General features: G+C 55.6%; 24 protein-coding genes. 18 read left to right on the forward strand and 6 right to left on the reverse strand.

Annotation, left to right across the window (positions count from 1 at the left end):
- The first annotated feature begins 12 nt into the window (after positions 1 to 12).
- Positions 13 to 636: a threonine export protein RhtC gene (gene rhtC / locus CTZ24_RS00915; protein ID WP_021183804.1), complete on the forward strand. Its 624-nt coding sequence runs from the start codon at positions 13 to 15 to the stop codon at positions 634 to 636.
- 70 nt (positions 637 to 706) lie between these two features.
- Here rhtC and rhtB read toward each other — a convergent pair whose 3' ends face one another.
- Positions 707 to 1,330 carry a homoserine/homoserine lactone efflux protein gene (gene rhtB, locus CTZ24_RS00920; RefSeq protein WP_021183805.1) on the reverse strand — a complete coding sequence of 208 codons (624 nt, stop codon included), beginning with the start codon at positions 1,328 to 1,330 and terminating at the stop codon, positions 707 to 709.
- A gap of 104 nt (positions 1,331 to 1,434) precedes the next feature.
- Between rhtB and pldB the strand changes: the two genes are divergently transcribed.
- From pldB to CTZ24_RS00935, 3 genes are all read left to right on the forward strand, one after another.
- A complete protein-coding gene (gene pldB, locus CTZ24_RS00925) occupies positions 1,435 to 2,427 on the forward strand; it encodes a lysophospholipase L2 (protein WP_208724548.1) in 993 nt (330 codons plus the stop codon).
- A gap of 53 nt (positions 2,428 to 2,480) precedes the next feature.
- Positions 2,481 to 3,281, forward strand: a complete 801-nt coding sequence (yigL, locus tag CTZ24_RS00930) for a sugar/pyridoxal phosphate phosphatase YigL (RefSeq protein WP_021183807.1) — start codon at positions 2,481 to 2,483, stop codon at positions 3,279 to 3,281.
- 178 nt (positions 3,282 to 3,459) lie between these two features.
- On the forward strand, positions 3,460 to 4,326 hold the full coding sequence (locus CTZ24_RS00935; protein WP_021183808.1) for a carboxylate/amino acid/amine transporter: 867 nt from the start codon (positions 3,460 to 3,462) through the stop codon (positions 4,324 to 4,326).
- Here the strand turns inward: CTZ24_RS00935 and CTZ24_RS00940 are convergent.
- Positions 4,323 to 4,802 (reverse strand): YehS family protein, encoded by a 480-nt coding sequence (locus CTZ24_RS00940; RefSeq protein WP_021183809.1) that lies wholly within the window; start codon positions 4,800 to 4,802, stop codon positions 4,323 to 4,325. The two genes, CTZ24_RS00935 and CTZ24_RS00940, sit on opposite strands and share 4 nt — an antisense overlap.
- A 53-nt stretch (positions 4,803 to 4,855) precedes the next feature.
- Positions 4,856 to 5,788, reverse strand: a complete 933-nt coding sequence (metR, locus tag CTZ24_RS00945; protein WP_021183810.1) for an HTH-type transcriptional regulator MetR — start codon at positions 5,786 to 5,788, stop codon at positions 4,856 to 4,858.
- A gap of 177 nt (positions 5,789 to 5,965) precedes the next feature.
- Between metR and metE the strand changes: the two genes are divergently transcribed.
- Entirely contained in the window at positions 5,966 to 8,236 is a 2,271-nt protein-coding gene (gene metE / locus CTZ24_RS00950) for a 5-methyltetrahydropteroyltriglutamate--homocysteine S-methyltransferase (RefSeq protein ID WP_208724549.1), read from the forward strand.
- Positions 8,237 to 8,279: 43 nt separating this feature from the next.
- Here metE and CTZ24_RS00955 read toward each other — a convergent pair whose 3' ends face one another.
- The gene (locus tag CTZ24_RS00955) at positions 8,280 to 9,116 is read right to left on the reverse strand and encodes a dienelactone hydrolase family protein (protein WP_208724550.1); all 837 of its coding nucleotides are present in this window, start codon (positions 9,114 to 9,116) and stop codon (positions 8,280 to 8,282) included.
- Positions 9,117 to 9,417: 301 nt separating this feature from the next.
- Between CTZ24_RS00955 and udp the strand changes: the two genes are divergently transcribed.
- The 10 genes from udp (at position 9,418) to tatD (ending at position 18,729) form a co-directional block, all read left to right on the forward strand.
- Positions 9,418 to 10,179 (forward strand): uridine phosphorylase, encoded by a 762-nt coding sequence (udp, locus tag CTZ24_RS00960; protein WP_208724551.1) that lies wholly within the window; start codon positions 9,418 to 9,420, stop codon positions 10,177 to 10,179.
- Positions 10,180 to 10,254: 75 nt separating this feature from the next.
- Positions 10,255 to 11,523: a tetratricopeptide repeat protein gene (locus CTZ24_RS00965; RefSeq protein WP_208724552.1), complete on the forward strand. Its 1,269-nt coding sequence runs from the start codon at positions 10,255 to 10,257 to the stop codon at positions 11,521 to 11,523.
- An 82-nt stretch (positions 11,524 to 11,605) separates the two neighbouring features.
- Positions 11,606 to 13,120: a DNA recombination protein RmuC gene (gene rmuC, locus CTZ24_RS00970; RefSeq protein WP_208724553.1), complete on the forward strand. Its 1,515-nt coding sequence runs from the start codon at positions 11,606 to 11,608 to the stop codon at positions 13,118 to 13,120.
- A gap of 75 nt (positions 13,121 to 13,195) precedes the next feature.
- Complete coding sequence (ubiE, locus tag CTZ24_RS00975) at positions 13,196 to 13,954, forward strand: bifunctional demethylmenaquinone methyltransferase/2-methoxy-6-polyprenyl-1,4-benzoquinol methylase UbiE (RefSeq protein WP_021183817.1); 759 nt, start codon at positions 13,196 to 13,198, stop codon at positions 13,952 to 13,954.
- 12 nt (positions 13,955 to 13,966) lie between these two features.
- A complete protein-coding gene (gene ubiJ, locus CTZ24_RS00980) occupies positions 13,967 to 14,572 on the forward strand; it encodes a ubiquinone biosynthesis protein UbiJ (RefSeq protein WP_036625866.1) in 606 nt (201 codons plus the stop codon).
- Entirely contained in the window at positions 14,569 to 16,206 is a 1,638-nt protein-coding gene (gene ubiB, locus CTZ24_RS00985) for a ubiquinone biosynthesis regulatory protein kinase UbiB (protein ID WP_208724554.1), read from the forward strand. The genes ubiJ and ubiB overlap by 4 nt, the downstream gene beginning before the upstream one ends.
- A 110-nt stretch (positions 16,207 to 16,316) precedes the next feature.
- A complete protein-coding gene (gene tatA / locus CTZ24_RS00990; protein WP_013507380.1) occupies positions 16,317 to 16,571 on the forward strand; it encodes a Sec-independent protein translocase subunit TatA in 255 nt (84 codons plus the stop codon).
- A 2-nt stretch (positions 16,572 to 16,573) separates the two neighbouring features.
- On the forward strand, positions 16,574 to 17,095 hold the full coding sequence (gene tatB, locus CTZ24_RS00995; protein WP_208724555.1) for a Sec-independent protein translocase protein TatB: 522 nt from the start codon (positions 16,574 to 16,576) through the stop codon (positions 17,093 to 17,095).
- Entirely contained in the window at positions 17,085 to 17,855 is a 771-nt protein-coding gene (gene tatC, locus CTZ24_RS01000; RefSeq protein WP_021183821.1) for a Sec-independent protein translocase subunit TatC, read from the forward strand. The genes tatB and tatC overlap by 11 nt, the downstream gene beginning before the upstream one ends.
- Positions 17,856 to 17,946: 91 nt before the next feature.
- The gene (tatD, locus tag CTZ24_RS01005; RefSeq protein ID WP_208724556.1) at positions 17,947 to 18,729 is read left to right on the forward strand and encodes a 3'-5' ssDNA/RNA exonuclease TatD; all 783 of its coding nucleotides are present in this window, start codon (positions 17,947 to 17,949) and stop codon (positions 18,727 to 18,729) included.
- On the opposite strand, the gene rfaH is transcribed toward tatD, so the two are convergent.
- Complete coding sequence (rfaH, locus tag CTZ24_RS01010; RefSeq protein WP_021183823.1) at positions 18,726 to 19,214, reverse strand: transcription/translation regulatory transformer protein RfaH; 489 nt, start codon at positions 19,212 to 19,214, stop codon at positions 18,726 to 18,728. The genes tatD and rfaH overlap by 4 nt on opposite strands.
- A 209-nt stretch (positions 19,215 to 19,423) precedes the next feature.
- On the opposite strand from rfaH, the gene pepE reads away from it, so the two are divergent.
- The 3 genes from pepE to fre all read left to right on the forward strand — a co-directional run bounded on the left by pepE (position 19,424) and on the right by fre (position 22,462).
- The gene (gene pepE / locus CTZ24_RS01015) at positions 19,424 to 20,155 is read left to right on the forward strand and encodes a dipeptidase PepE (protein WP_208724557.1); all 732 of its coding nucleotides are present in this window, start codon (positions 19,424 to 19,426) and stop codon (positions 20,153 to 20,155) included.
- A gap of 73 nt (positions 20,156 to 20,228) precedes the next feature.
- Positions 20,229 to 21,713, forward strand: coding sequence for a 4-hydroxy-3-polyprenylbenzoate decarboxylase (gene ubiD, locus CTZ24_RS01020; RefSeq protein ID WP_021183825.1), 1,485 nt, complete (start codon positions 20,229 to 20,231; stop codon positions 21,711 to 21,713).
- 47 nt (positions 21,714 to 21,760) lie between these two features.
- The gene (gene fre / locus CTZ24_RS01025) at positions 21,761 to 22,462 is read left to right on the forward strand and encodes an NAD(P)H-flavin reductase (RefSeq protein WP_208724558.1); all 702 of its coding nucleotides are present in this window, start codon (positions 21,761 to 21,763) and stop codon (positions 22,460 to 22,462) included.
- 162 nt (positions 22,463 to 22,624) lie between these two features.
- Here the strand turns inward: fre and fadA are convergent, their stop codons facing one another.
- Positions 22,625 to 23,788: an acetyl-CoA C-acyltransferase FadA gene (gene fadA / locus CTZ24_RS01030; RefSeq protein WP_208724559.1), complete on the reverse strand. Its 1,164-nt coding sequence runs from the start codon at positions 23,786 to 23,788 to the stop codon at positions 22,625 to 22,627.

Raw genomic sequence — 23,788 nt, forward strand, 5'->3', positions numbered from 1 at the left:
AGGAAAAAAAGCATGTTGATGTTATTCGCTACCGTCGCACTGGTACATCTGGTCGCGCTGATGAGTCCTGGCCCGGATTTCTTTTTTGTCTCGCAGACCGCTGCCAGCCGCTCGCGTAAAGAAGCGATGATGGGGGTGCTGGGGATCACGCTGGGAGTAATGGTGTGGGCCGGTGTGGCGCTGATGGGTCTGCATCTGATCCTGGAAAAAATGGCGTGGCTGCATCAAATCATCATGGTAGGTGGCGGCTTATATCTGCTGTGGATGGGCTGGCAGTTGATGCGTTCGGCGCGTCAGCGTCATCAGCAGCCAAACAGCGAAGCACCCGTCGTGGAGCTGCCGAAAAAAGGGATGAGCTTCCTTAAAGGCTTGCTGACCAACCTCTCCAACCCGAAAGCCATTATCTATTTCGGCAGCGTGTTCTCGCTGTTTGTTGGCAATGATGTCGGCGCAATGGAGCGCTGGGGATTATTCCTGCTGATTCTGGTGGAAACCTTCGCCTGGTTTACCGTGGTGGCGGCGATTTTTGCTCTGCCGTGGATGCGTGATAAATATCAGCGCATGGCGAAGTGGGTTGATGGTATGGCGGGTGTCCTGTTTGCCGGCTTCGGCATCCACCTGATCATTTCACGGTAATTTTATCCGTAGCGGCGCGATTTTTCGCGCGGGTTTATAGGCGCACGATAAATCGCGCCGCTACGAACTATCAGGCGATTCTGCGCGCGCTGGCTAACAACGCACCGACGGCCATAAACAAACCACCAAACGTTCGATTCATTGCCTTCATCTGCTTCGGCCCTTTAATCCAACCGGCGATGCGGGTGGCGAGCGTGGCATAACCAATCATCACGATAATATCTACGACCACCGTGGTGACGCCGAGCACCAGATATTGCATCAGCTGTGGCTGGTGCGGCTGAATGAACTGCGGGAACAGCGCGGCAAGAAACACAATGCTTTTGGGGTTAGTCAGGTTAACCAACACCGCGCGCTTAAACAGGCGACGACGCGGCATCGCTTTGGCGACAGCATTGAGATCCAGCGCGCCACCCGAGCGCCATTGCTGAATACCCAGCCACACTAAATAGGCGGCACCGGCCCACTTCAGGATTTCGAACGCCAGCAGCGACTGAGAAAACAGCGCGCCAAGACCCACACCCACCAGCACGATATGTACCGACAGACCAATTTGCAGGCCAGATATCGAGGCCACTGCGCCGCGATAGCCGTGACTGATGCCGGTGCTCATGGTGTTAATCGCGCCGGAACCCGGCGAGAGGCTAAGGATGGTTGTGGTAAGCAGGTAGGTTAACCACCATTCAATGGTCATGTGTGACATTCCCTGATGTAAGCGAAGTGTGACACAATACGCCAGAAAATCGCGGCACGCTATGGAGTGGACGTGTGGCGTTGACGTTTTTTTCAGGAGGGCGGATGCAGAAGATAAAACAGAGTTGGCTCAGGCGTGAAAAGGCGTTTGCCTCCTTTGCTACCGGTCCGCTGCTCGACTTCTGGCACCGTCGTGAAGAGTGTGAATTTACCGGCGTGGGGAATCTCACCCTGCGCTATGTTCGTTTCACTTCTCCGCAACATCATCGTGTCATTCTGATTGTTCCCGGACGTATTGAAAGCTACATCAAATACCCGGAGCTGGCCTATGACCTGTTCCACTGTGGTTTTGATGTGGTGATTATTGACCATCGAGGTCAGGGACGCTCCGATCGTCTGTTGGAAGATTCCCACCGCGGGCATGTGGTGGATTTCAATGATTACGTTGACGATCTGGAAACGCTTTATCTGAAAGAGATCGTCAGTGGCCATTACCAGCAGCGCTATGCGCTGGCGCATTCGATGGGCGGGGCGATCCTTGCGCTGTTTCTGGCGCGTCAGCCACGGGCGTTTCACGCCGTGGCGCTGGCGGCACCGATGTTTGGTATTACCTTGCCGCTGCCGCCTTTCCTCGCGCACCGCATTCTTGACTGGGCAGAGAAAATGCCCGCGCTGCGCGATGGTTATGCCCTCGGCACCGGGCGCTGGCGGGCCCATCCCTTCGGCATCAATCAGCTGACCCACAGCCGGGAACGTTATCAGCGCAACTTGCGTTTTTACGCTGACGATCCGGCGATTCGCGTCGGTGGCCCGACTTACCATTGGGTACGTGAAGGGGTGCAGGCGGGTCGCAGCATTATCAGTCAGGTGAATAACATCACCACGCCGATGCTGCTGATGCAGGCCAGCGAAGACCGGGTGGTGGATAACCGCTCGCAGGATTTGTTTTGTGAGGCGATGGCAGCAGCAGGGCATCCCTGCGAGGGTGTCACGCCTTATGTGATTGAAGGCGCGCGCCATGAGATCCTGTTTGAAACAGACGCGATGCGCGCCCAGGCGCTAAATGCGGTGGTGGATTTTTTTGCGCGCCACGTTTAATTGATTTTTTATTTTCCGGCTACGGCCAACCGACATTAATACCAGAGGTTTCCATGTACCACATCGTCGCATCCGACCTGGATGGCACGCTGCTCTCACCAGACCATCGTCTGACCCCTTTCGCCCGCACCACGTTGCAGGAGCTGGTGGCACGCGATGTCCATTTCGTTTTTGCCACCGGTCGTCACTATATCGATGTGGGTCAGATGCGCGACAAACTCGGCATCCCGGCTTATATGATTACCTCCAACGGCGCACGCGTGCACAATGCTGACGGCGAGTTGATCTTCAGCCATAACCTGGATGCCGACATCGCCCAGGATCTGTATGGCCTGAAATACCACGATGAACAGGTTCTGACCCACGTTTACCGTGACGACGAATGGTTTATCAGCCGTCACCGCCCGGCGGAGCAGGATTATTTTCGTGAATCGGTGTTTAACTACCAGGTTTACCAGCCGGGGATGCTGCCGAGCGATGGCATCAGCAAAGTGTTCTTTACCTGCGACGATCCTGAGCATCTGATCCCGATGGAGCAGGCGATTGAGGCGCGTTGGGGCGATCGGGTCAATGTCAGCTTCTCGCTGCCGACCTGTCTCGAAGTGATGGCGGGGGGTGTCTCCAAGGGACATGCGCTGGAAGCGGTGGCAAAACAGCTCGGCTATTCATTGAAAGAGTGCATCGCGTTTGGTGATGGCATGAACGATGTCGAGATGCTCAGCATGGCCGGTAAGGGCTGCATCATGCGTAATGCCCATCAGCGTCTGAAAGATACCTTGCCTGCGCTGGAAGTGATTGGCAGCAATGCCGAAGACGCTGTACCGCAGACGCTGCGTAAATTGTTCCTGGCATAACCTGATCCGTAGCGGCGCGATTTATCGCGCAATTTCGTGTGCGTTGCAGGAAAAACCCGCGCGATAAATCGCGCCGCTACGGGGTGCTTGTGTTTTATCCGATTGTAAACCAGATAATTCAACGAGGCAGCGACAGTTTGTTTACACTAACGGCACTGTTCATTTTGGGATCGTTACCGTGCTGTTATTGATCGTTACCACCATTCTGTGGGCTTTTTCCTTTAGTTTAATCGGGGAATATCTGGCGGGTCAGGTGGATTCCTGGTTCTCGGTGCTGATGCGCCTGGCGCTGGCAGCCATTGTGTTCCTGCCCTTCCTGCGCTGGCGTGGCTATCGCGCTTCAACCATCTTGCTGTATATGCTGGTGGGAATGCTGCAACTGGGTGTCATGTACCTGCTGAGTTTCGAAGCCTATCTCTATCTGAGCGTCACCGAATTCCTGCTGTTCACCGTGATGACACCGCTGTATGTCACCCTGATTTATGATTTGCTCAGTCGGCGTCCACTGCGCATCGGCTATGCCTTTAGCGCCATGCTGGCGGTGATTGGCGCGGCGATTATCCGTTACGACAAAGTCAGCGATCATTTCTGGTTTGGCCTGCTGCTGGTGCAGGCGGCGAATATCTGCTTTGCCATTGGCATGGTAGGTTACAAGCGTTTGCAGGAAACACGTCCGATGCCGCAGCACACCGCCTTTTCCTGGTTCTACCTCGGCGCGGTGATTATTGCGGTGATTGCCTGGAGCCTGTGGGGTAATCCCAACAAACTGCCGACCACTTCGCTGCAATGGGGCATTCTGGTGTGGCTCGGCGTTGCGGCGTCTGGCCTGGGATACTTTATGTGGAACTACGGCGCGACCCAGGTGGATGCGGGGACGCTGGGGATTATGAACAATATGCACGTTCCGGCTGGCTTGCTGGTGAACCTGGCGATCTGGCAGGAAAAACCGCACTGGCCCAGCTTTATCGCTGGAGCCATCGTGATTTTTGCGTCACTTTACGTTCATAAACGCTGGGTGTTGGGAAAGACCACCACCAGCCATTAAGCCTTTTTGACGGGGGTTGGACGCTGCACCAGCGTCAACCCCTTCAAAAAGTTACGCAGAATCTGGTCACCGCACTCGCGATAGTTTTTATGATCCGGGTTACGGAAAATCGCGCCAATCTCCGCCTGAGAAACTTTAAAGTTCGCCTTCAGCAACACCTCGGGGATATCCGTGGTCTTCAGGGCAAACGCGATGCGCAGTTTCTTCAGGAAAATGTTGTTATTCATCCGGCGCTCAATCGACGGCGCAGGCGCATCTTCGCTTTTACCACGACGATGGAAAATTAAACCGTTAAGGAAATACCCCATCAGCACGTCAGGGCAAGGACGATATGCAGCGTCATCGTCCTTCTTCAGCCATGCCTGAACATCTTCCAGCGGCACATCGCTGCCTGCCAGCGCAAAAATCTCCACCACTTTGCTGTCGCTCAGGTCCAGCATATAGCGCACACTGCGCAGCACATCGTTATTAGTCATGGTGAAAATCTCCTGGTCGCGGGTTAAGGCGGCGCATTATAGAGCAGGCTAACTCAGGAAGACAGGGGCTGTAACGAACCCGGGCGCGCAGCATCACGTACAAACGGCAAATGTTCGCAGGCATGCTGACGGGCAAAGCGCACAAACGCCTCCAGCACCGGCTGACGCTGCTCACCATCGCGCATCGCCGCATACAAACGGCTCCACAACCCATCGCCCAACGTTTTCGTCACCACCAACCCCTGTTGTTCAAAACTCTCCACTACCCAATGTGGTAACGCCGCAATGCCCATACCGGCTGACACCATCTGAATCAACAACAGGGTATTATCGACACTCTTCAGGGCTGGGCTGATGCCTGCCGGTTGCAGGAAGTTTCGCCAGATATCGAGACGCTGACGCTGCACCGGGTAAATCATCAGCACTTCATCTGCCAAATCTTCCGGTGAAATGTGCTCAACGTTTGCCAGTCGATGATCCGGGGCCATCACCAGGCGCACCTCAAAATCGAACATCGGCGAATAGAACAAACCGCTGCGCGGCAGAATATCCGAGGTCAGCACCACATCCAGCTCACCCTGTTGCAAGGCTGGTTGTGGGTCAAAGGTCACGCCAGATTTAAAATCCATCACCACCTGGGGCCAACTCTGACGGAAATTATTTAACGCAGGCGTCAGCCACTGAATGCAACTGTGACACTCAATCGCAATACGCAGCGTGGTTTGATGCGGCTCATGACAAGCCTGCAAGGCTTGCTGAATCTGCGGCAGGATCTGCTCAGCCAGTTGTAACAGGATCTCCCCCTGTGGCGTAAAGCGTAGCGGCTGGCTCTTACGCACAAACAGGCGAAAGCCCAGCCGTTGCTCCAGATCGCTGAACTGATGAGACAACGCCGATTGCGTTTGATGAAGCTGGGCAGCGGCGGCAGCCAGCGAACCGGTATTCCTTAACGCTTGCAGCGTTCGCAGGTGTTTGAGTTCGATCATGAGAATCCTTCACATCGAGATTGAACAATTTGCGCTTGAGGAACATACAGTACCCGCAGAATATAGCGGTGTAAACATCTGGACGGCTAAACATCTCCAGCAAGCGTTGTGACCAGTCTATGTTGGCCCTGATTTGAAGCGCGTGCTGCACAGTTAAGAATACCTGGAGAACAACAAATGACCATTCTGAACCACACACTCGGTTTCCCTCGCGTCGGTTTGCGTCGTGAATTGAAAAAAGCTCAGGAAAGCTACTGGGCAGGTAACAGTTCACAGGAAGAGCTGCTGGCTGTGGGCCGTGAACTGCGTGCGCGCCACTGGCAACAACAGAAAGATGCGGGTGTGGACCTGCTGCCCGTGGGCGACTTCGCCTGGTACGATCACGTACTGACCACCAGCCTGCTGCTGGGCAACGTACCGGCACGTCATCAGAATAAAGAGGGTTCAGTCGATCTCGACACCCTGTTCCGCCTGGGCCGTGGCCGTGCACCGACCGGTGAACCGGCGGCTGCCGCGGAGATGACCAAATGGTTTAACACCAACTATCACTACATGGTGCCGGAATTCACCCGTGGGCAGCAGTTCAAACTGACCTGGACCCAATTGCTGGACGAAGTGGACGAAGCGCTGGCGCTCGGCCACAACGTCAAACCTGTGCTGCTCGGTCCGGTGACTTACCTGTGGTTGGGTAAAGTGAAGGGTGAACAGTTTGACCGCCTGTCATTGCTGCCAGCGATCCTGCCGGTCTACCAACAGGTGCTGGCTGAACTGAAAAAACGCGGTATCGAATGGGTGCAGATTGATGAACCGGCACTGTCGCTGGAACTGCCAGCGGCGTGGCGCGCGGCGTTTCAACCCGCTTATGACGCGCTACAGGGTGCAACCAAACTGCTGCTGACCACCTACTTCGACAGCATCGGCCAAAACCTGGAAGTGATCAAAGCGCTGCCGGTGCAGGGCCTGCACGTTGACCTGGTACACGGCAAAGACGATATTCAACAGCTCCACCAACAACTGCCTGCCGAATGGCTGCTGTCGGTCGGGGTGATCAACGGTCGCAACGTCTGGCGTGCTGATCTCAGCCGCTGGTTTGAGCGCCTGCAACCGCTGGTGGGGCAACGCCCGCAACTGTGGATTGGCTCCTCTTGCTCCCTGCTGCACAGCCCGATCGACCTGAGCGTGGAAACCCGCCTGGATGATGAAGTCAAAAGCTGGTTCGCCTTCGCCCTGCAAAAATGCGCAGAGCTGGCATTGTTGAGCAAGGCATTGAATAACAATGATGCCCAGTCACTGGAAGCCTGGAGTGCGCCAATCCGAGCCCGTGCCCACTCCAGCCGGGTGCACAATGCCGCCGTGGCGCAGCGTTTGGCCAATATTCAGGCCGCAGATACTGAGCGTCACAGCGCTTACCGTGAACGCGCCAAAGCGCAACGTAACCGCTTCAATCTGCCCGCATGGCCAACCACCACCATTGGTTCATTTCCCCAGACCACAGAAATTCGCGGCCTGCGCCTCGACTTCAAAAAAGGCAACATTGATGGCGGCCACTACCGTACCGGCATCGCTGAACACATCAAACAGGCGATTGTCGAGCAGGAACGCCTCGGTCTGGACGTGCTGGTGCACGGCGAAGCGGAGCGTAACGACATGGTCGAATACTTCGGGGAAAATCTCGATGGCTTCATCTTTACCCAGAACGGTTGGGTACAGAGCTACGGTTCACGCTGCGTCAAACCGCCAGTGATCATCGGTGATGTCAGCCGCCCGGCAGCCATCACCGTGGAGTGGGCGAAATATGCGCAGTCGCTGACCGACAAACCGGTCAAAGGTATGCTTACCGGTCCGGTCACCATCTTGTGCTGGTCGTTCCCGCGCGAAGACGTCAGCCGTGAAACCATCGCTAAACAGATTGCGCTGGCACTGCGCGACGAAGTGGCCGATCTGGAAAAAGCCGGTATCGGCATTATCCAGATTGACGAACCGGCGCTGCGTGAAGGCCTGCCGCTGCATCAATCTGACTGGGCGGCGTACCTCACCTGGGCGGTGGATGCGTTCCGTCTCAACGCCGCCGTGGCGCAGGATGACACCCAGATCCACACCCATATGTGTTATTGCGAGTTCAACGACATCATGGACTCGATTGCCGCCCTGGATGCCGACGTGATCACCATCGAAACCTCACGTTCCGACATGGACCTGCTGGATGCGTTTAAAGAGTTTGAATACCCAAATGAAATCGGCCCAGGTGTGTATGACATCCACTCACCGAACGTACCGAGTGTTGAATGGATGGAGGATTTGCTGCGTAAAGCCGCGCTGAGTATCCCGGAGCAACGTCTGTGGGTGAATCCGGACTGCGGTCTGAAAACCCGAGGTTGGACAGAAACCCGTCAGGCACTGGCGAATATGGTTATCGCGGCGAAGCACCTGCGCGGTGAAACAGCCTGAATGCTGTGTTGACACTTTGGGGCGCGCAAGCGCCCCTTTTTTATTACGCGTCAGGCGTGACGCCATACTGTTGGAACCACGCCAGCATGCGCGTCCAGCCATCTTTTGCGGATTCCGCATGATAGCTCGGACGGTAATCAGCGTTGAAGGCATGACCCGCTTCGGGATAAACCACAATCTCCGCTTTGGCATTGGCGGCGTGCAGCGCCTGGCGCATCTGCTCAACGCTCTCCAGCGGAATCCCCTCATCCTGACCACCGTACAGGCCCAGCACCGGGGCATTCAGATCAACCGCTATATCAATCGGGTGCTTCTGCTGCTTGAGCGTCTTATCACCCACCAGGCGACCATACCAGGCGACCGCCGCACGCACCTGCGGATTGTGCGCAGCAAACAGCCAGCTTATGCGGCCGCCCCAGCAGAAACCGGTAATCCCCATACGCCGAATATCGCCGCCGTTGCGGGCGGCCCAATTGGCGACATGGTCGAGGTCGGATAACACCTGTGAGTCCGGCACTTTGCTTACCAACTCTTTGAACAGGGTTGGGATATCGGTGTATTCGCTCGGATCGCCCTCGCGGAAATAGAGTTCCGGTGCCACCGCCAGATAACCCTCCAGCGCCAGACGGCGGCAGATATCCCGGATATGCTCATGCACGCCAAAAATTTCCTGGACTACCAACACCACCGGCAATGTCCCTTGATACTCTTTCGGGCGGGCATAAAACGCGGGCAGATTTTCCCCCTGGCTCGGAACCGAGGTTTCTCCGGCATGGATTGCCTCGCTGTGGGTAAGGATGGTGCTGCTGGCGGTCGGTTGGACGGCGGGAGCAAAGCCACCCGTTGCAGATTTTTGTGCCATATTGTCTTCGGTTTTCATTGTTCTCTCCATGCTGGCAAGTGCGCAATCACGTAACTATAGCCTGGCCGTAGAGGCCGGGCGGGTGTAGGTTTCAGAGGGGATACGCATGAATTCTTCTTCTCTATTAACACCGCCGACTGAACTTACACAGCACCGGATGTAGCAATTCAGAATGGCAGACCGCTGATGTGTGACTTAAATCACGAAAATATTTTCTGTTAATGTAACTTTCATTATTTATAGTGAAATTACTCACATATTTATCGCGTCTGCTGACGTAAAGTGGCGCGCATATCCCTATATCTACCAGGAGTCTGTTATGGCCCAGTCTGACGTTTTCCACCTTGGCATCACCAAAGCCAGCCTGAAAGGAGCCACACTGGCCATCGTTCCCGGTGACCCGGAGCGCGTGAAGAAAATTGCGGCGTTGATGGACAACCCGCAACATCTGGCGTCGCACCGTGAATTCACCACTTATCTGGCTGAACTGGAGGGGAAACCGGTGGTGGTGTGCTCCACCGGCATCGGCGGACCGTCCACCTCAATTGCCGTCGAAGAACTGGCGCAACTCGGCGTGCGCACCTTCCTGCGCGTGGGCACCACCGGCGCGATTCAGCCGGGCATCAATGTCGGTGACGTGTTGGTCACCACCGCATCAGTACGCCTGGACGGTGCCAGCCTGCATTTCGCACCGATGGAGTTCCCGGCAGTAGCCGATTTCACCTGCACCACGGCGCTGGTGGCGGCGGCGGAAGCCTGTGGCGCAAAAACCCATATCGGCATCACCGCGTCGTCAGATACCTTCTATCCCGGCCAGGAACGTTACGACACTTTTTCCGGGCGCGTGGTCAGCCGCTTCCAGGGTTCCATGAAAGAGTGGCAGCAGATGGGTGTCCTCAACTATGAGATGGAATCCGCTACACTGTTAACCATGTGCGCCAGCCAGGGGCTGCGAGCCGGTATGGTGGCGGGTGTCATCGTGAACCGTACGCAGAAGGAGATCCCGGATGCGGCGACCATGAAACAAACCGAAAGCGATGCGGTGAAAATTGTCGTTGAAGCTGCGCGCCGGTTAATGTAGCGCGCCCGGCAGCGGGCTATGGTTCGCTGCCCGTTAAGGATGCGCGCAAGTTCAGCGGATTACTGAGAGTCGTTTATGCGCAAAACTGTTGCTGTTCAACGCCCGGCCTTTATGACCAACCCGGTAGCGATGCAATCCCGTGTCGAAGGTGCGGCCGCGCGCTTCCGTCAGGCGATGGCGGCGGCGGATTATCCCGCCGCCCGCCGCTGCTGTGAAGACGTGCTGCGTGTGATGCCACATAACATGCAGGTGTTAAGTGACTACGCGTTGACTTTGATGCGCACCGGTGATTACAACAAGTCCTACAAAACCTACCTGAAAATCTATCAAGCCTCCGCCGACCAGCGGGCACAGGCGTCTGAAACCTGGCTGGATGGCCTGACTGAAGTGTGCGGCTGGCTCAATAAAGCGGATGAGGTGGCGCGTTACGGGCTGGAATCGTTGCAGCAATCTGATGCGAAGTTCAGTACCGGGCAGAAGCACCCGATCCCGGCTGATGCACCACCGGCTTTTGATGCCAGCAAGCCCCAGGAAAATATCATCGCCTTTAGCCTGTATGGCAATCAGCCGCGATATTGCGAAACCCTGATTAAAAACGTTGAGGTAGCACGCGAACTCTACCCGGCCTGGACCTGTCGCGTTTATCTGGATGACAGCGTACCGCAGCATGTCTGGCAACGTTTGCAGCAGCCTGATGTGCAACTGGTCGACATGTCTGAGGAAAAAACGTTGTTCCCGACGTTGTGGCGTTTCCTGGTGATCGACGACCCCAACGTCAAACGCTTCATCGTACGTGATGCCGACTCACTCCTTTCTGAACGTGAAGTGGCCGCAGTCGATGCCTGGCTGCATTCGCCTTACTGGTTCCATCATATGCGCGACTATTTTACCCACACCGAGTTGCTGCTGGCGGGGATGTGGGGAGGTTGTCATGGCGTATTCAGCCAGGTGGAACAACAGATGCGGGATTTCATCGCTGAGTATCAGGGCAGCGAACGTTTTACCGACCAGTTCTTTCTGAAACGGGCGCTGTGGCCGACAGTACGTAACAGCATCCTTAATCACGACGATATTTTCCGTTTTCATCATGCTCAGGCGTGGCCCGCACATCCTCCAATCCGCTGGCAGACGGACAAGTTTCATGTCGGCAGCAATGCCGGGTTTTCCAGCATGGCGGGGAAAGCCAGCGTGGCGGATGCCGAGTGGCAGCAGGTTACACTCACCTGGGCCGGGCAAAGCTGGAGCTATCCGGCCAGAGTGCGCAACGGCGAATGGGAACTACCGATGCCATTTTTCCTGATAGAGGCGTGGAAAGCAGGTGAGTTAACGGTGCAGACGTTATAAGCCGCTATCCGGCAGAATTGTCTGGACATTCATACAGTACGCCTCTACCTTTTCCCTCAGCGAGACGATCCGCGGGGGAATTATGGATCAGCAACTTATCATCATTAGTGGCGCATTGGCGTTGGCCGGTTTTGGCATCGGCTGGATTGTGGCGCAGATGCGAGCCGGTCATCAACAGGCCAGCTTCTTAACGGAACGCCGCTTATCTGAAGAGGCGCAACTGCGTCAGCAGCAGCAACTGGAGCTGGCACAGCAGCAGGTGCAATTGCGCGAGCAGGAACTACGCCAGCTGCACGGTGCGTTGAGCGGTGCACAGGAGCGCCTGCAACAACTCGATTACTGGCGCGGCGAAAGCGAACAGCTCAGCCGTGAACTGCGCAATCAGCTGGAGGTGAACAGCGCGCAGGAAGCCGAATTGCGTGAAGTCACCATCCGCCTTGAAGAGACACGCTTTGCCGCTGAGGAGAAACAGCGTCTGCTGACCAACAGCGAACAGCGCCTGAGCGCCCAATTCGAAAATCTTGCCAATCGCATCTTCGAAAACAGCGGTCGTCGTGTTGATGAACAAAACCGCCAAAGCCTGAACAGCCTGATTGGTCCGCTGCGCGAGCAACTGGACGGATTTCGTCGTCAGGTGACAGACAGCTTCGGCCAGGAAGCGCGCGAACGTCACACGCTGGCGCATGAGATCCGTCAGCTGCAACAACTGAATGCGCAGATGGCGCAGGAAGCCATCAACCTTACCAAAGCCCTGAAAGGCGACAATAAAATCCAGGGGAACTGGGGCGAAGTGGTGCTTGGCCGAGTGCTGGAGGCTTCCGGCCTGCGCGAAGGCCATGAGTATGAAACCCAGGTCAGCGTGCAGCTGGAATCGCAGGGCAGGATGCAACCGGATGTGATCGTACGTCTGCCGCAGGGCAAAGATGTGGTGATTGACGCCAAAATGACGCTCATCGCCTATGAGCGCTACTTCAATGCCGAGGATGAAGCCACGCGCGAGCAGGCGATTCAGGAGCACATCAACGCGGTGCGCGGTCATATTCGCCTGTTGGGGCGAAAAGATTATCAACAATTGCCCGGTTTACGCTCTCTGGATTATGTGTTGATGTTTATCCCGGTTGAACCGGCCTTTCTGCTGGCGATCGATCGTCAGCCGGAGCTGATCAGCGAAGCGTTGCAGCAGAACATCATGCTGGTCAGTCCCACGACGTTGCTGGTGGCGCTGCGCACCATCAACAACCTGTGGCGTTATGAGCATCAAAGTCGCAACGCCCAGCGTATTGCTGACCGCGCCGCGCGCTTGTACGACAAAATGCGGCTGTTTGTCGATGACATGAGCGGCATCGGTCACAACCTGGATAAAGCGCAACAAAGTTATCATCTGGCGATGAAAAAGCTGGCGGAGGGGCGTGGCAATCTGATTGCGCAAAGTGAAGCCTTTCGTTCGCTGGGTGTGGAGATCAAGCGTCCGATTAATCCGCAGCTGGTGGCCCAGGCACAGCCGGAGGAGTCTGATAATGATTGGGCCGATGATGAGCAGCCTGATGAAAAAACAACAGATTCTTCCGCCGCTTCCCTGCGCCGTATCAACGAATAACGCGCCGGTCGCGTGCCCGGCCAGCGCAACTCTGATACACTTCGCGAAGTATTGTTTGTGGAACAGGTAAAACCCATGGCAGATGAATCACAGCAGGAAACTACCCACTTTGGCTTTCAGACCGTCGCCAAAAGCGAAAAGGCAGATAAAGTCGCCGACGTGTTTCACTCCGTAGCGGCAAAATATGACCTGATGAACGATCTGATGTCGTTTGGCATCCATCGTGTCTGGAAGCGTTTCACCATCGACAGCAGCGGCGTTCGCCGTGGGCAGCGCGTGTTGGACCTCGCCGGTGGTACGGGCGATCTGACGGCAAAATTTTCCCGTCTGGTGGGCGAAACGGGCCAGGTGGTGCTGGCGGATATCAACAGCTCAATGCTGAAGATGGGCCGCGAGAAACTGCGTAATCTTGGCATTTCCGGCAACGTCAGCTATGTGCAGGCGAATGCCGAAGCGTTGCCATTCCCGGATAACTATTTCGATTGCATCACCATCTCTTTCGGTCTGCGTAACGTAACCGAGAAAGAGAAAGCGCTGGCATCGATGTTCCGCGTGCTGAAACCGGGTGGCCGTCTGCTGGTGCTGGAGTTCTCCAAACCGTTGCTGGAACCGCTCAGCAAAGCCTACGATGCTTACTCGTTCCATATTCTGCCGCGCATTGGTCAACTGGTGGCGAAGGATGCAGAAAGCTATCGCTATCTGGCGGAATCCATCCGTATGCATCCCGATCAGGAAACCCTGAAGGCGATGATGAATGACGTCGGTTTCGAAAATACCACTTACTTCAACATGACTGGCGGCATTGTCGCGCTGCATCGCGGCTTTAAGTTCTGACAAATCATGGCGATGACTTTCACTCCTTTGATTACTGGCGGTCTTGAGACCGCCCTGAATCGTGTTTTATACCGCGATCGCAGCCTGAAAGCCGCGCGTCAGCGTCTGGCGGGTAAGGTGCTGATGCTGCGCTTGCAGGAACTCTCCTTCCCGCTGGTGCTGGTGTTCAGCGAAAACCAGCTGGATGTGCTGAGTGACTGGCAGGACAGCAGCGATTGCACTGTCAGTTTACGTTTCAGCACCTTGCCGAAATTACGTGACCGCCAGCAACTCACCAGCCTGATTCGCAGCGGCGAACTGGAAGTGGAAGGCGACTTGCAGGTGGTGCAGCAATTCTCGGCGTTAATGGATTTAGCGGAGCTGGATCCGGCGGAATATCTCGCGCCGTGGATTGGCGATATCGCCGCACAAGGTATTAGCCAGGCTGCACAGCGGGCGCTGACCTTTGTTAAACACGAGGTTACGCGTCGCCAGGATTATCTTGGTCAGACGCTGACGGAAGAGTGGCGACTGGCTCCGGGTGCGCTGGAACTGGCCTGGTTTTGCGAGGAAGTGGAAGCGATGGACCGTTCGCTTGATGCGCTTGAGGCGCGTTTAGCACAGCTGGAGGCGAAATGACGCTGGGAGAAATTCGGCGCTTATATTTTATTGTTAAGGTCTTTCTCACCTATGGCCTTGATGAACTGATCCCACACATGCGCATCACGCTGCCGCTGCGTTTATGGCGGCGCTGCATTTTCTGGCTCCCCAACAAACACAAAAGCGAATCAATGGGCGTGCGTATCCGTCTGGCGATGGAGCAGTTGGGTCCGGTGTGGATCAAATTTGGTCAGATGCTGTCAACGCGTCGTGACCTGTTTCCTCCGGCGATTGCAGATGAACTGGCGATTTTGCAGGACCGCGTCGCACCGTTCGATGGTGTAAAAGCCAAAGCGCAGATCGAGAAAGCAATTGGCGGCCCGGTTGAAACCTGGTTCGACGATTTTGAAATCACCCCGCTGGCGTCAGCGTCAATTGCTCAGGTTCATACCGCGACGCTAAAAGAGAATGGCCGCGAAGTGGTGATCAAGGTTATCCGTCCCGATATCTTGCCGGTGATCAAAGCGGATATGAAGCTGATCTACCGTCTGGCGCGCTGGGTACCGCGTTTGTTGCCGGATGGACGCCGTCTGCGCCCGCTAGAAGTGGTGCGCGACTATGAAAAAACCCTGATTGATGAACTCAATTTGTTGCGTGAGGCAGCAAATGCCATCCAGCTGCGCCGTAACTTTGATCAGAGCCACATGCTGTATGTCCCGGAGATTTTCTCCGACTATTGCAGTGAATCGATGTTGGTGATGGAGCGCATTTACGGCATCCCGATTTCTGATGTCGCGACGCTGGAGCAACATGGCGTCAATATGAAACTGCTGGCCGAGCGTGGCGTGCAGGTGTTCTTTACCCAGGTGTTCCGCGACAGTTTCTTCCATGCCGATATGCATCCCGGCAACATCTTCGTCAGCTATGACCACCCGGAAGACCCGCAATATATCGGTATCGACTGCGGTATCGTTGGCTCACTGAACAAAGAAGACAAGCGCTACCTGGCGGAGAACTTTATCGCCTTCTTCAACCGCGATTACCGCAAAGTGGCGGAACTGCACGTTGATTCTGGCTGGGTACCGCCAGATACCAATGTGGAAGATTTTGAGTTCGCGATTCGTACCGTATGTGAACCCATTTTCGAGAAGCCGCTGGCGGAGATCTCCTTTGGCCATGTGCTGCTTAATCTGTTCAACACTGCGCGTCGCTTCAACATGGAAGTGCAGCCGCAACTGGTGCTGTTACAAAAAACGCTGCTGTATATTGAAGGCATTGGTCGCCAACTCTATCCGCAGCTCGATTTGTGGAAAACCGCGAAGCCCTTCCTGGAAGACTGGATTAAAGATCAAATCGGTATTCCGGCGATCCTGCGTGCCGTGAAAGATAAAGCCCCATTCTGGGCCGAGAAACTGCCGGAGCTGCCGGAGCTGTTCTACGACAGCATGCGTCAGCATAAATTGTTGCAGCACAGCGTCGATAAACTGGTCACGGATATGAACGCGCAACGCAGCCGACATCATCAGGCGCGTTATCTGTTCGGGGTAGGGGCTACACTGTTATTAAGTGGCACCGCAGTGCTGCTGAGTCGGCCTGACTGGGATTTCTTCCCGGCGATATTAATGGCCGCAGGCATCGTGACCTGGCTGATAGGCTGGCGCAAGACAAACTGATTGTCAGCCAGATCTAAAACGCGTAATGTCGCAGGCTAAGGCCCGAAATCATATGGGCTTTCTGTGTGTTACATACGACAGTTTTTCACAGAATATTAGAGGCATATCTCATGGGCGGTATCAGTATTTGGCAATTGTTAATCATTGCCGTCATTGTTGTACTTCTGTTCGGTACCAATAAGCTACGCAATCTGGGTTCGGATTTAGGTTCTTCCATTCGTGGTTTCAAAAAAGCTATGAGTGATGAAGACGAAAAAAAGGATCAACCGAAGGAGCAGGACGCTGACTTCAACGCCAAAACCCTGGCAGATAAACAGCAAACCTCGGCAAGTAAAGACGACGCCAGGAACGACAAGCAGGTATAACCGTGTTCGACATTGGTTTTAGTGAACTGGTATTGGTGTTCGTTATCGGGCTGATTGTTCTCGGCCCGCAACGATTACCGGTTGCGGTAAAAACCGTAGTGGGCTGGATTCGGGCGATTCGCTCGCTGGCGGCTAACGTACAGCATGAACTGGCGCAGGAACTGAAACTGCAGGAGCTGCAAGATAGCCTGAAGAAGGTGGAAGAAGCGGGCCGTGGCACGCTGTCACCGGAACTGAAAGAATCGATGGAAGAGCTGCGTAAAACCGCTGACTCCATGAAACGTTCTTATCAGCAGAGCATCGATGTAGAGAAAGCGGAAGATGAAGCCAATACCATTCATACGCCGCCGCCTGTTGCTCCTGCATCGCCGGTAACACCCGCGACAGCGGAACATCAGGCCAGTGCTCCGGCGCAGACGCCGCAAACCGCGCCGTCTGCCGTGGAGCAGTCCGATTCCGCCAGTGCATCTCACAGCACAGCGCCAACCGACCCGCAGGTGATGAACGATAAACATGGCCGTTGAAGATACCCAACCGCTCATCAGCCATCTGATTGAGCTGCGTAAACGTCTGTTAAACTGCATCATCGCGGTATTTGTCATCTTCCTGGCGCTGATTTACTTCGCCAACGACATCTACCATATGGTGGCAGAGCCGTTAATTAGCCAGATGCCCGCCGGTGCCAGCATGATCGCCACCGAAGTTGCGTCGCCTTTCTTTGCCCCGATTAAACTCACCATCATTGTGTCGGTGTTTCTTGCCGTGCCGGTGATTCTGTATCAGGTATGGGCCTTTATTGCACCGGCGCTCTACCGTCATGAGCGCCGGCTGGTGATGCCACTGTTGTTCTCCAGCACCTTTTTGTTTTACGTCGGCGTGGCATTTGCTTACTTCGTCGTGTTCCCACTGGCGTTTGGCTTCTTTGCCAAAACTGCGCCGCAGGGTGTGCAAATCGCCACGGATATCACCCACTATCTCGACTTCGTCATGACCCTGTTCCTGGCGTTTGGGGTCGCGTTTGAGGTGCCGGTCGTGATTGTGCTGCTGTGCTGGACTGGAATCACCACGCCGGAAGACCTGAAAAAGAAACGTCCATATATTCTGGTTGGCGCATTCGTTGTTGGGATGTTGCTCACACCACCGGATGTTTTCTCACAAACTTTGCTCGCTATTCCGATGTACTGCCTGTTTGAAGTCGGCGTATTCTTCTCCCGTTACTATGTGGGGAAAGGACGCAAGGCGGAGTCAGAATCGGTGGACGAGGAAAATCACACCGAATCCTGATGCTTTCTTGCAGCAGATCCCGTGTGCGAGCGGGATGACGATAAATCTAAACCGCCCACCCGTTGGGCGGTTTTTTTATTTGGGAAGAAACATGTTTGATATCGGTGTAAACCTGACCAGCACGCAATTTGCGAAAGATCGCGAACAGGTCGTAGCGCGTGCGCGCGAAGCAGGCGTCACCGGCCTGTTAATTACCGGCACCAACGCACTGGAAAGCCAACAGGCGCAGCGGCTGGCGGCACTGCATCCAGGCTACTGCTGGTCAACTGCGGGTGTTCATCCGCACCATGCCAGCGCATGGTCAGCGGAAACCGCCAATACCCTGCGTCGTCTGGCGGAGAGTGAGCAGGTGGTGGCGATTGGCGAATGCGGGCTGGATTTTAACCGCAACTTTTCGGCGCATGATCAGCAGGAATACGCCTTCGATGCACAACTTCAGTTGGCCGCCGAGCTGCAATTACCGGTTTTCCTGCATTGCCGTGAAGCGCACGCGCGTTTCGCTGCGATCCTCCAACCCTGGCTGCCGAAACTGGTCGGGGCGGTGGCTCACTGCTTTACCGGTACCCGTGAGGAGCTGGAATCCTGTCTGGCGATGGGACTGTCGATTGGCATTACCGGTTGGGTGTGCGACGAACGGCGTGGCATGGAGCTGCGGGAGCTGCTGCCGTTGATCCCGGCAGAACGTCTGCTGCTGGAAACCGACGCGCCGTATTTGCTGCCGCGGGATATGCATCCGCGTCCGACCTCGCGCCGCAACGAACCCTGTTTTCTGCCGCACATCGTGCAGCAGGTGGCGTTATGGCGTAATGAGGCGGCAGAGACGTTGGGCGCGCAGGTAGTCGCTAATGCGCGTCAGTTGTTCAGGCTGGCTTAGGCTTTACGGAACTGTTTGTTATCCACACTGCGCATTACCTGTTTATTCAGCAGGTTAAGCAGCAGGATTGAGCGGGTTTCACCATCCGGCTCGGCAAAAATGGCACGCAGACCTTCAAAGGTGCCTTCGGTGATGATCACTTCATCACCGACTTGTGGCGTCTCTGGATCGATCAGGATCTGAGGCGCATCACTTTGCAGCGCTTCGATCACCTCATAGGGTACCGTAGCTGGCATCGTGCCGAAGCGAACAAAGTGGCTGACGCCACGCGTGCTGCTGATGGTGGTGGTGTGAATCGCTTCCGGATCGAACTCGATAAACAGATAGTTGGGAAACAGTGGCTCACTCACGGTGGTACGTTTACCACGAACGATTTTCTCCAGCGCAATCATTGGGCTGAGACAATTCACTGCCTGCCGCTCAAGATGTTCTTTCGCGCGCAACAGTTGTCCACGTTTGCAATAGAGTAAGTACCAGGATTCCATAACTGCTCCCAAAGAATGGACGCTAAGAATAGCAAACCTGCTGTCAGAGTTATAGCGCATCAGCCGGGGGAAACGCAGCCGCGAAACAAATTTCACTACGATTTTTCTGAGTCTTAACCCTTTAATGACGTTTATCGCAAGAAAATTGACGTCTGGCGATAATCTGTATCAGACTCCTTCTCCATCTTATGAATGAAAAGGACCGTCTGATGGAACTGTTCCTGTTAAGTAATGGCAAGCTGGCCGATGATGCGCCGTTGTTGAGCTACGCCCACCCGCAGCTGCATGCGATGATTGCGCAACGCGGTATTACCTCCGCCGTACTGGTGCCTTACGCGATTATTCGTGGTGATCATGCCCAGCGCGCGCAGGATCTCAGTGACTCTCTCGGTATCCAGGTGCGTACCGTGCATGAGTTCGACTCACCGCTGGCTGCCATTGAACAGGCAGAGTTGATTCTGGTCAGCGGCGGTAACACCTGGCTGCTCAATCAAATGCTGCATGAGCATGGGTTAATTGTGGCGATTCAGCGCGCGGTGCGTGAACGTCAGGTGCCTTATGTTGGCTGGAGTGCCGGATGCAATGTGGCAACCCCGTCGATCCGTACCACCAATGATATGCCGGTGCGTAGCAGCGTGGTCTTGCCTGCGCTGGGACTGTTTCCGGTGCAAATCAACCCACATTATCTCGATGCGCACGTCAGCGGCCATATGGGCGAAACCCGTGATGAACGGCTGGCGGAGTTTTGTGCGGTCAACCCGCATGAGTCGGTGATTGCCTTACGTGAAGGCAGCTTCTTGCACGTTAGCGAAAATTGTCTGCGTTATTACAGCGCGCGTGGGGAAGATTTTAAGGTGTTCCGCCACGGCGAGCCGATCGCCGCCTTCCATGACGTGCTGGCGCTGCAATCGTTGGTGCCTTTTTCCTGTCAGCCCGCCTGACGCAGAAACCTCAACATGCCCGCAGAATCGGCCCTATAATGGCCGATTCCTCTGGGCTGGAAGTTAACCCTACATGAAATATCAGGATTTACGTGATTTCCTTGCGCTGCTGGAGCAGCGGGGCGAGTTAAAACGCATCTCTCAGGCGATCGATCCCGAACTGGAGATGACCGAAATTGCCGACCGCACTCTGCGTGCCGGTGGCCCGGCGCTGCTGTTTGAAAACCCGAAAGGTTATGACATGCCGGTGCTGTGCAACCTGTTTGGTACGCCCAAGCGCGTGGCAATGGGCATGGGCCAGGAAGATGTCAGCGCACTGCGCGAAGTGGGTAAACTGCTGGCGTTTCTTAAAGAGCCTGAGCCGCCGAAAGGTTTTCGCGATCTGTTCGACAAGATGCCGCAGTTTAAGCAGGTGCTGAACATGCCAACCAAGCGGTTGCGTAATGCGCCGTGCCAGGAAGAAGTGTTTAGCGGTGACGAGGTCGATTTATCGCGCATCCCGGTAATGAAATGCTGGCCGGACGACGCCGCGCCGTTAATTACCTGGGGTTTAACCGTCACGCGTGGACCGCATAAAGAGCGGCAGAATCTCGGCATCTATCGTCAGCAGGTGATTGGCAAAAACCGTCTGATCATGCGCTGGTTATCACATCGCGGTGGCGCACTCGATTTTCAGGAGTGGTGCAAAGCCCATCCCGGCGAACGTTTCCCGGTTGCGGTGGCTCTGGGGGCGGATCCCGCCACCATCCTCGGCGCAGTGACGCCGGTGCCGGATACGTTGTCCGAATACGCCTTCGCGGGCCTGCTGCGCGGCAATAAAACCGAAGTGGTGAAGTGCCTCTCCAACGACCTGGAAGTACCCGCCAGCGCTGAAATTGTGCTGGAAGGCTACATCGAACCCGGCGACATGGCCCCTGAAGGTCCGTACGGCGACCACACCGGCTACTACAATGAAGTAGATAGCTTCCCGGTGTTTACCGTGACGCACATAACGCAACGTCGTAACCCGATTTATCACTCAACCTATACCGGCCGTCCACCGGATGAACCGGCAGTGTTGGGGGTGGCGCTGAACGAAGTGCTGGTGCCGATTCTGATTAAGCAGTTCCCGGAGATTGTGGATTTTTATCTGCCGCCGGAAGGGTGTTCGTATCGGCTGGCCGTGGTGACCATGAAAAAACAGTACGCTGGTCATGCCAAGCGCGTGATGTTTGGCGTCTGGTCGTTCCTGCGGCAGTTCATGTACACCAAATTTGTTATTGTGTGTGACGATGACGTCAATGCGCGTGACTGGAACGATGTGATCTGGGCCATTACCACCCGTATGGATCCGGCGCGTGACACGGTGCTGGTGGAAAATACGCCGATCGATTATCTCGATTTTGCGTCACCGGTTTCCGGGCTGGGTTCGAAGATGGGCCTCGATGCCACCAATAAATGGCCGGGCGAAACCACGCGTGAGTGGGGCACACCGATTGTGAAAGATCCGGCGGTCACGGCGCGTATCGACGCCATTTGGGATGAGTTAGGCATTTTTGCCGAGCCGCCACAGCGCTGATGGCGGCGAGCAAACCATAAAAACAAACGACCCGACAGAGGGAACGCATGACAACGTTAAGCTGCAAAGTGACTTCGGTTGAAGCAATTACGGATACCGTCTACCGCGTCCGTTTGATCCCGGAAGCGGATTTTAGCTTTCGTGCCGGACAGTACCTGATGGTGGTGATGGATGAGCGCGATAAGCGTCCCTTTTCCCTCGCCTCTACGCCGATGGAAAAAGACATCATTGAGCTGCATATCGGTGCCTCTGAGTTGAATCTCTATGCGATGGCGGTGATGGAGCGTATCCAGAACCAGCGTGAAATTACCGTGGATATGCCGCACGGCGATGCCTGGCTGCGCGAAGAGAGCGATCGTCCCATCATCCTGATTGCCGGCGGTACCGGTTTCTCCTACGCCCGCTCCATTCTGCTGACCGCGCTGGCGCAGCAGCCCGATCGTGATATCGCCATTTACTGGGGCGGCCGCGAACTCACGCATTTGTACGATCTTGACGAACTGAATGCGCTGGCGGTGAAACACCCACATCTGAAGGTGATTCCAGTGGTGGAGCAGCCGGGAGCAGGTTGGCAGGGACGTACCGGGACGGTGCTGACGGCAGTGATGCAGGACTACGCCACGCTAAGTGGGCACGATATCTATATTGCAGGCCGGTTTGAAATGGCGAAGATTGCCCGCGAGCGCTTCTGCGCGGAACGCGGTGCGCTGGAAGCGCAGATGTACGGCGATGCCTTTGCCTTTATCTGATAGCGGCTAAGCCATCGTAGCGGCGCGATTTATCGCGCAATTTTGTGCGAGCTGGCAGAAAAATCCGCGCGATAAATCGCGCAGCTACGTGGGTATGTGTGGGTTGCATAAGGCAAAAAAGCCCGCCCGAAAGGGCGGGAAATCATGCAGGTGGTCAACGTATTAAAGGCGTTCGAATACCGTGGCGATGCCCTGGCCTAAACCGATACACATGGTGGCCAGGCCAAACTGCGCATCCCGACGTTCCATCAGATTCAACAACGTGGTGCTGATTCGTGCCCCGGAACATCCCAACGGGTGGCCAAGCGCAATCGCGCCACCATTCAGATTGACCTTCTCATCCATCAGCTCCAGCAGGCTCAAATCTTTCAGGCATGGTAACGTCTGGGCGGCGAAGGCTTCGTTCAATTCAAACAGATCAATATCTTGTACGGTTAAACCGGCACGCTTTAGCGCCAGCTTACTGGCCGGGACCGGACCGTATCCCATAATCGATGGATCGCAGCCCACTACCGCCATGCTGCGAATACGCGCACGCGGCGTCAGGCCAAGCTCGCGCGCACGGCTTTCGCTCATGATCAGCATCGCGGCCGCGCCATCGGAAAGGGCGGAGGAGCTACCGGCGGTCACGGTTCCGTTGACCGGGTCAAACGCCGGTTTCAGCGCCGCCAATCCTTCCAGGCTGGCGTCTTCGCGGATGACCTCATCAGCATCATAGCGTTTCAGCACCCCGTCGCCGTCGTGACCGTAGGTGGGGATAATTTCACGCTTAAAATCGCCACGCTGGGTAGCTTGCCAGGCACGCTGGTGTGAACGTAACGCAAAGGCATCCTGTTGTTCACGGCTGATATGGTGCATACGTGCCAGCATTTCGGCAGTCAGGCCCATCATGCCGGCAGCTTTGGCGACGGTGCGGCTCAGGCCGGGATGGAAATCCACGCCATGATTCATGGGGACGTGACCCATATGTTCCACACCGCCAATCAGGCAGCTTTGTGCGTCACCGACCATAATGGCGCGGGCGGCATCGTGCAGTGCCTGCATCGATGAACCGCACAAGCGGTTAACGGTGCTGGCGGGGACGCGATGCGGGATTTCTGCCAGCAACGCAGCGTTACGGGCAATGTTGAAGCCTTGCTCCAGCGTTTGCTGTACGCAGCCCCAAATAATGTCGTCCAGGGAAGCGGGATCAATCGCCGGGTTACGACTCAGCAGTTCACGCATCAGGTGAGCAGAGAGATCTTCCGCACGGACCTGACGAAATGCGCCACCTTTGGAACGTCCCATTGGCGTGCGGGCGGCATCGATAATAACCACATTTTCCAT

The sequence above is a fragment of the Pantoea phytobeneficialis genome, from assembly GCF_009728735.1.
Taxonomy (GTDB): domain Bacteria; phylum Pseudomonadota; class Gammaproteobacteria; order Enterobacterales; family Enterobacteriaceae; genus Pantoea; species Pantoea phytobeneficialis.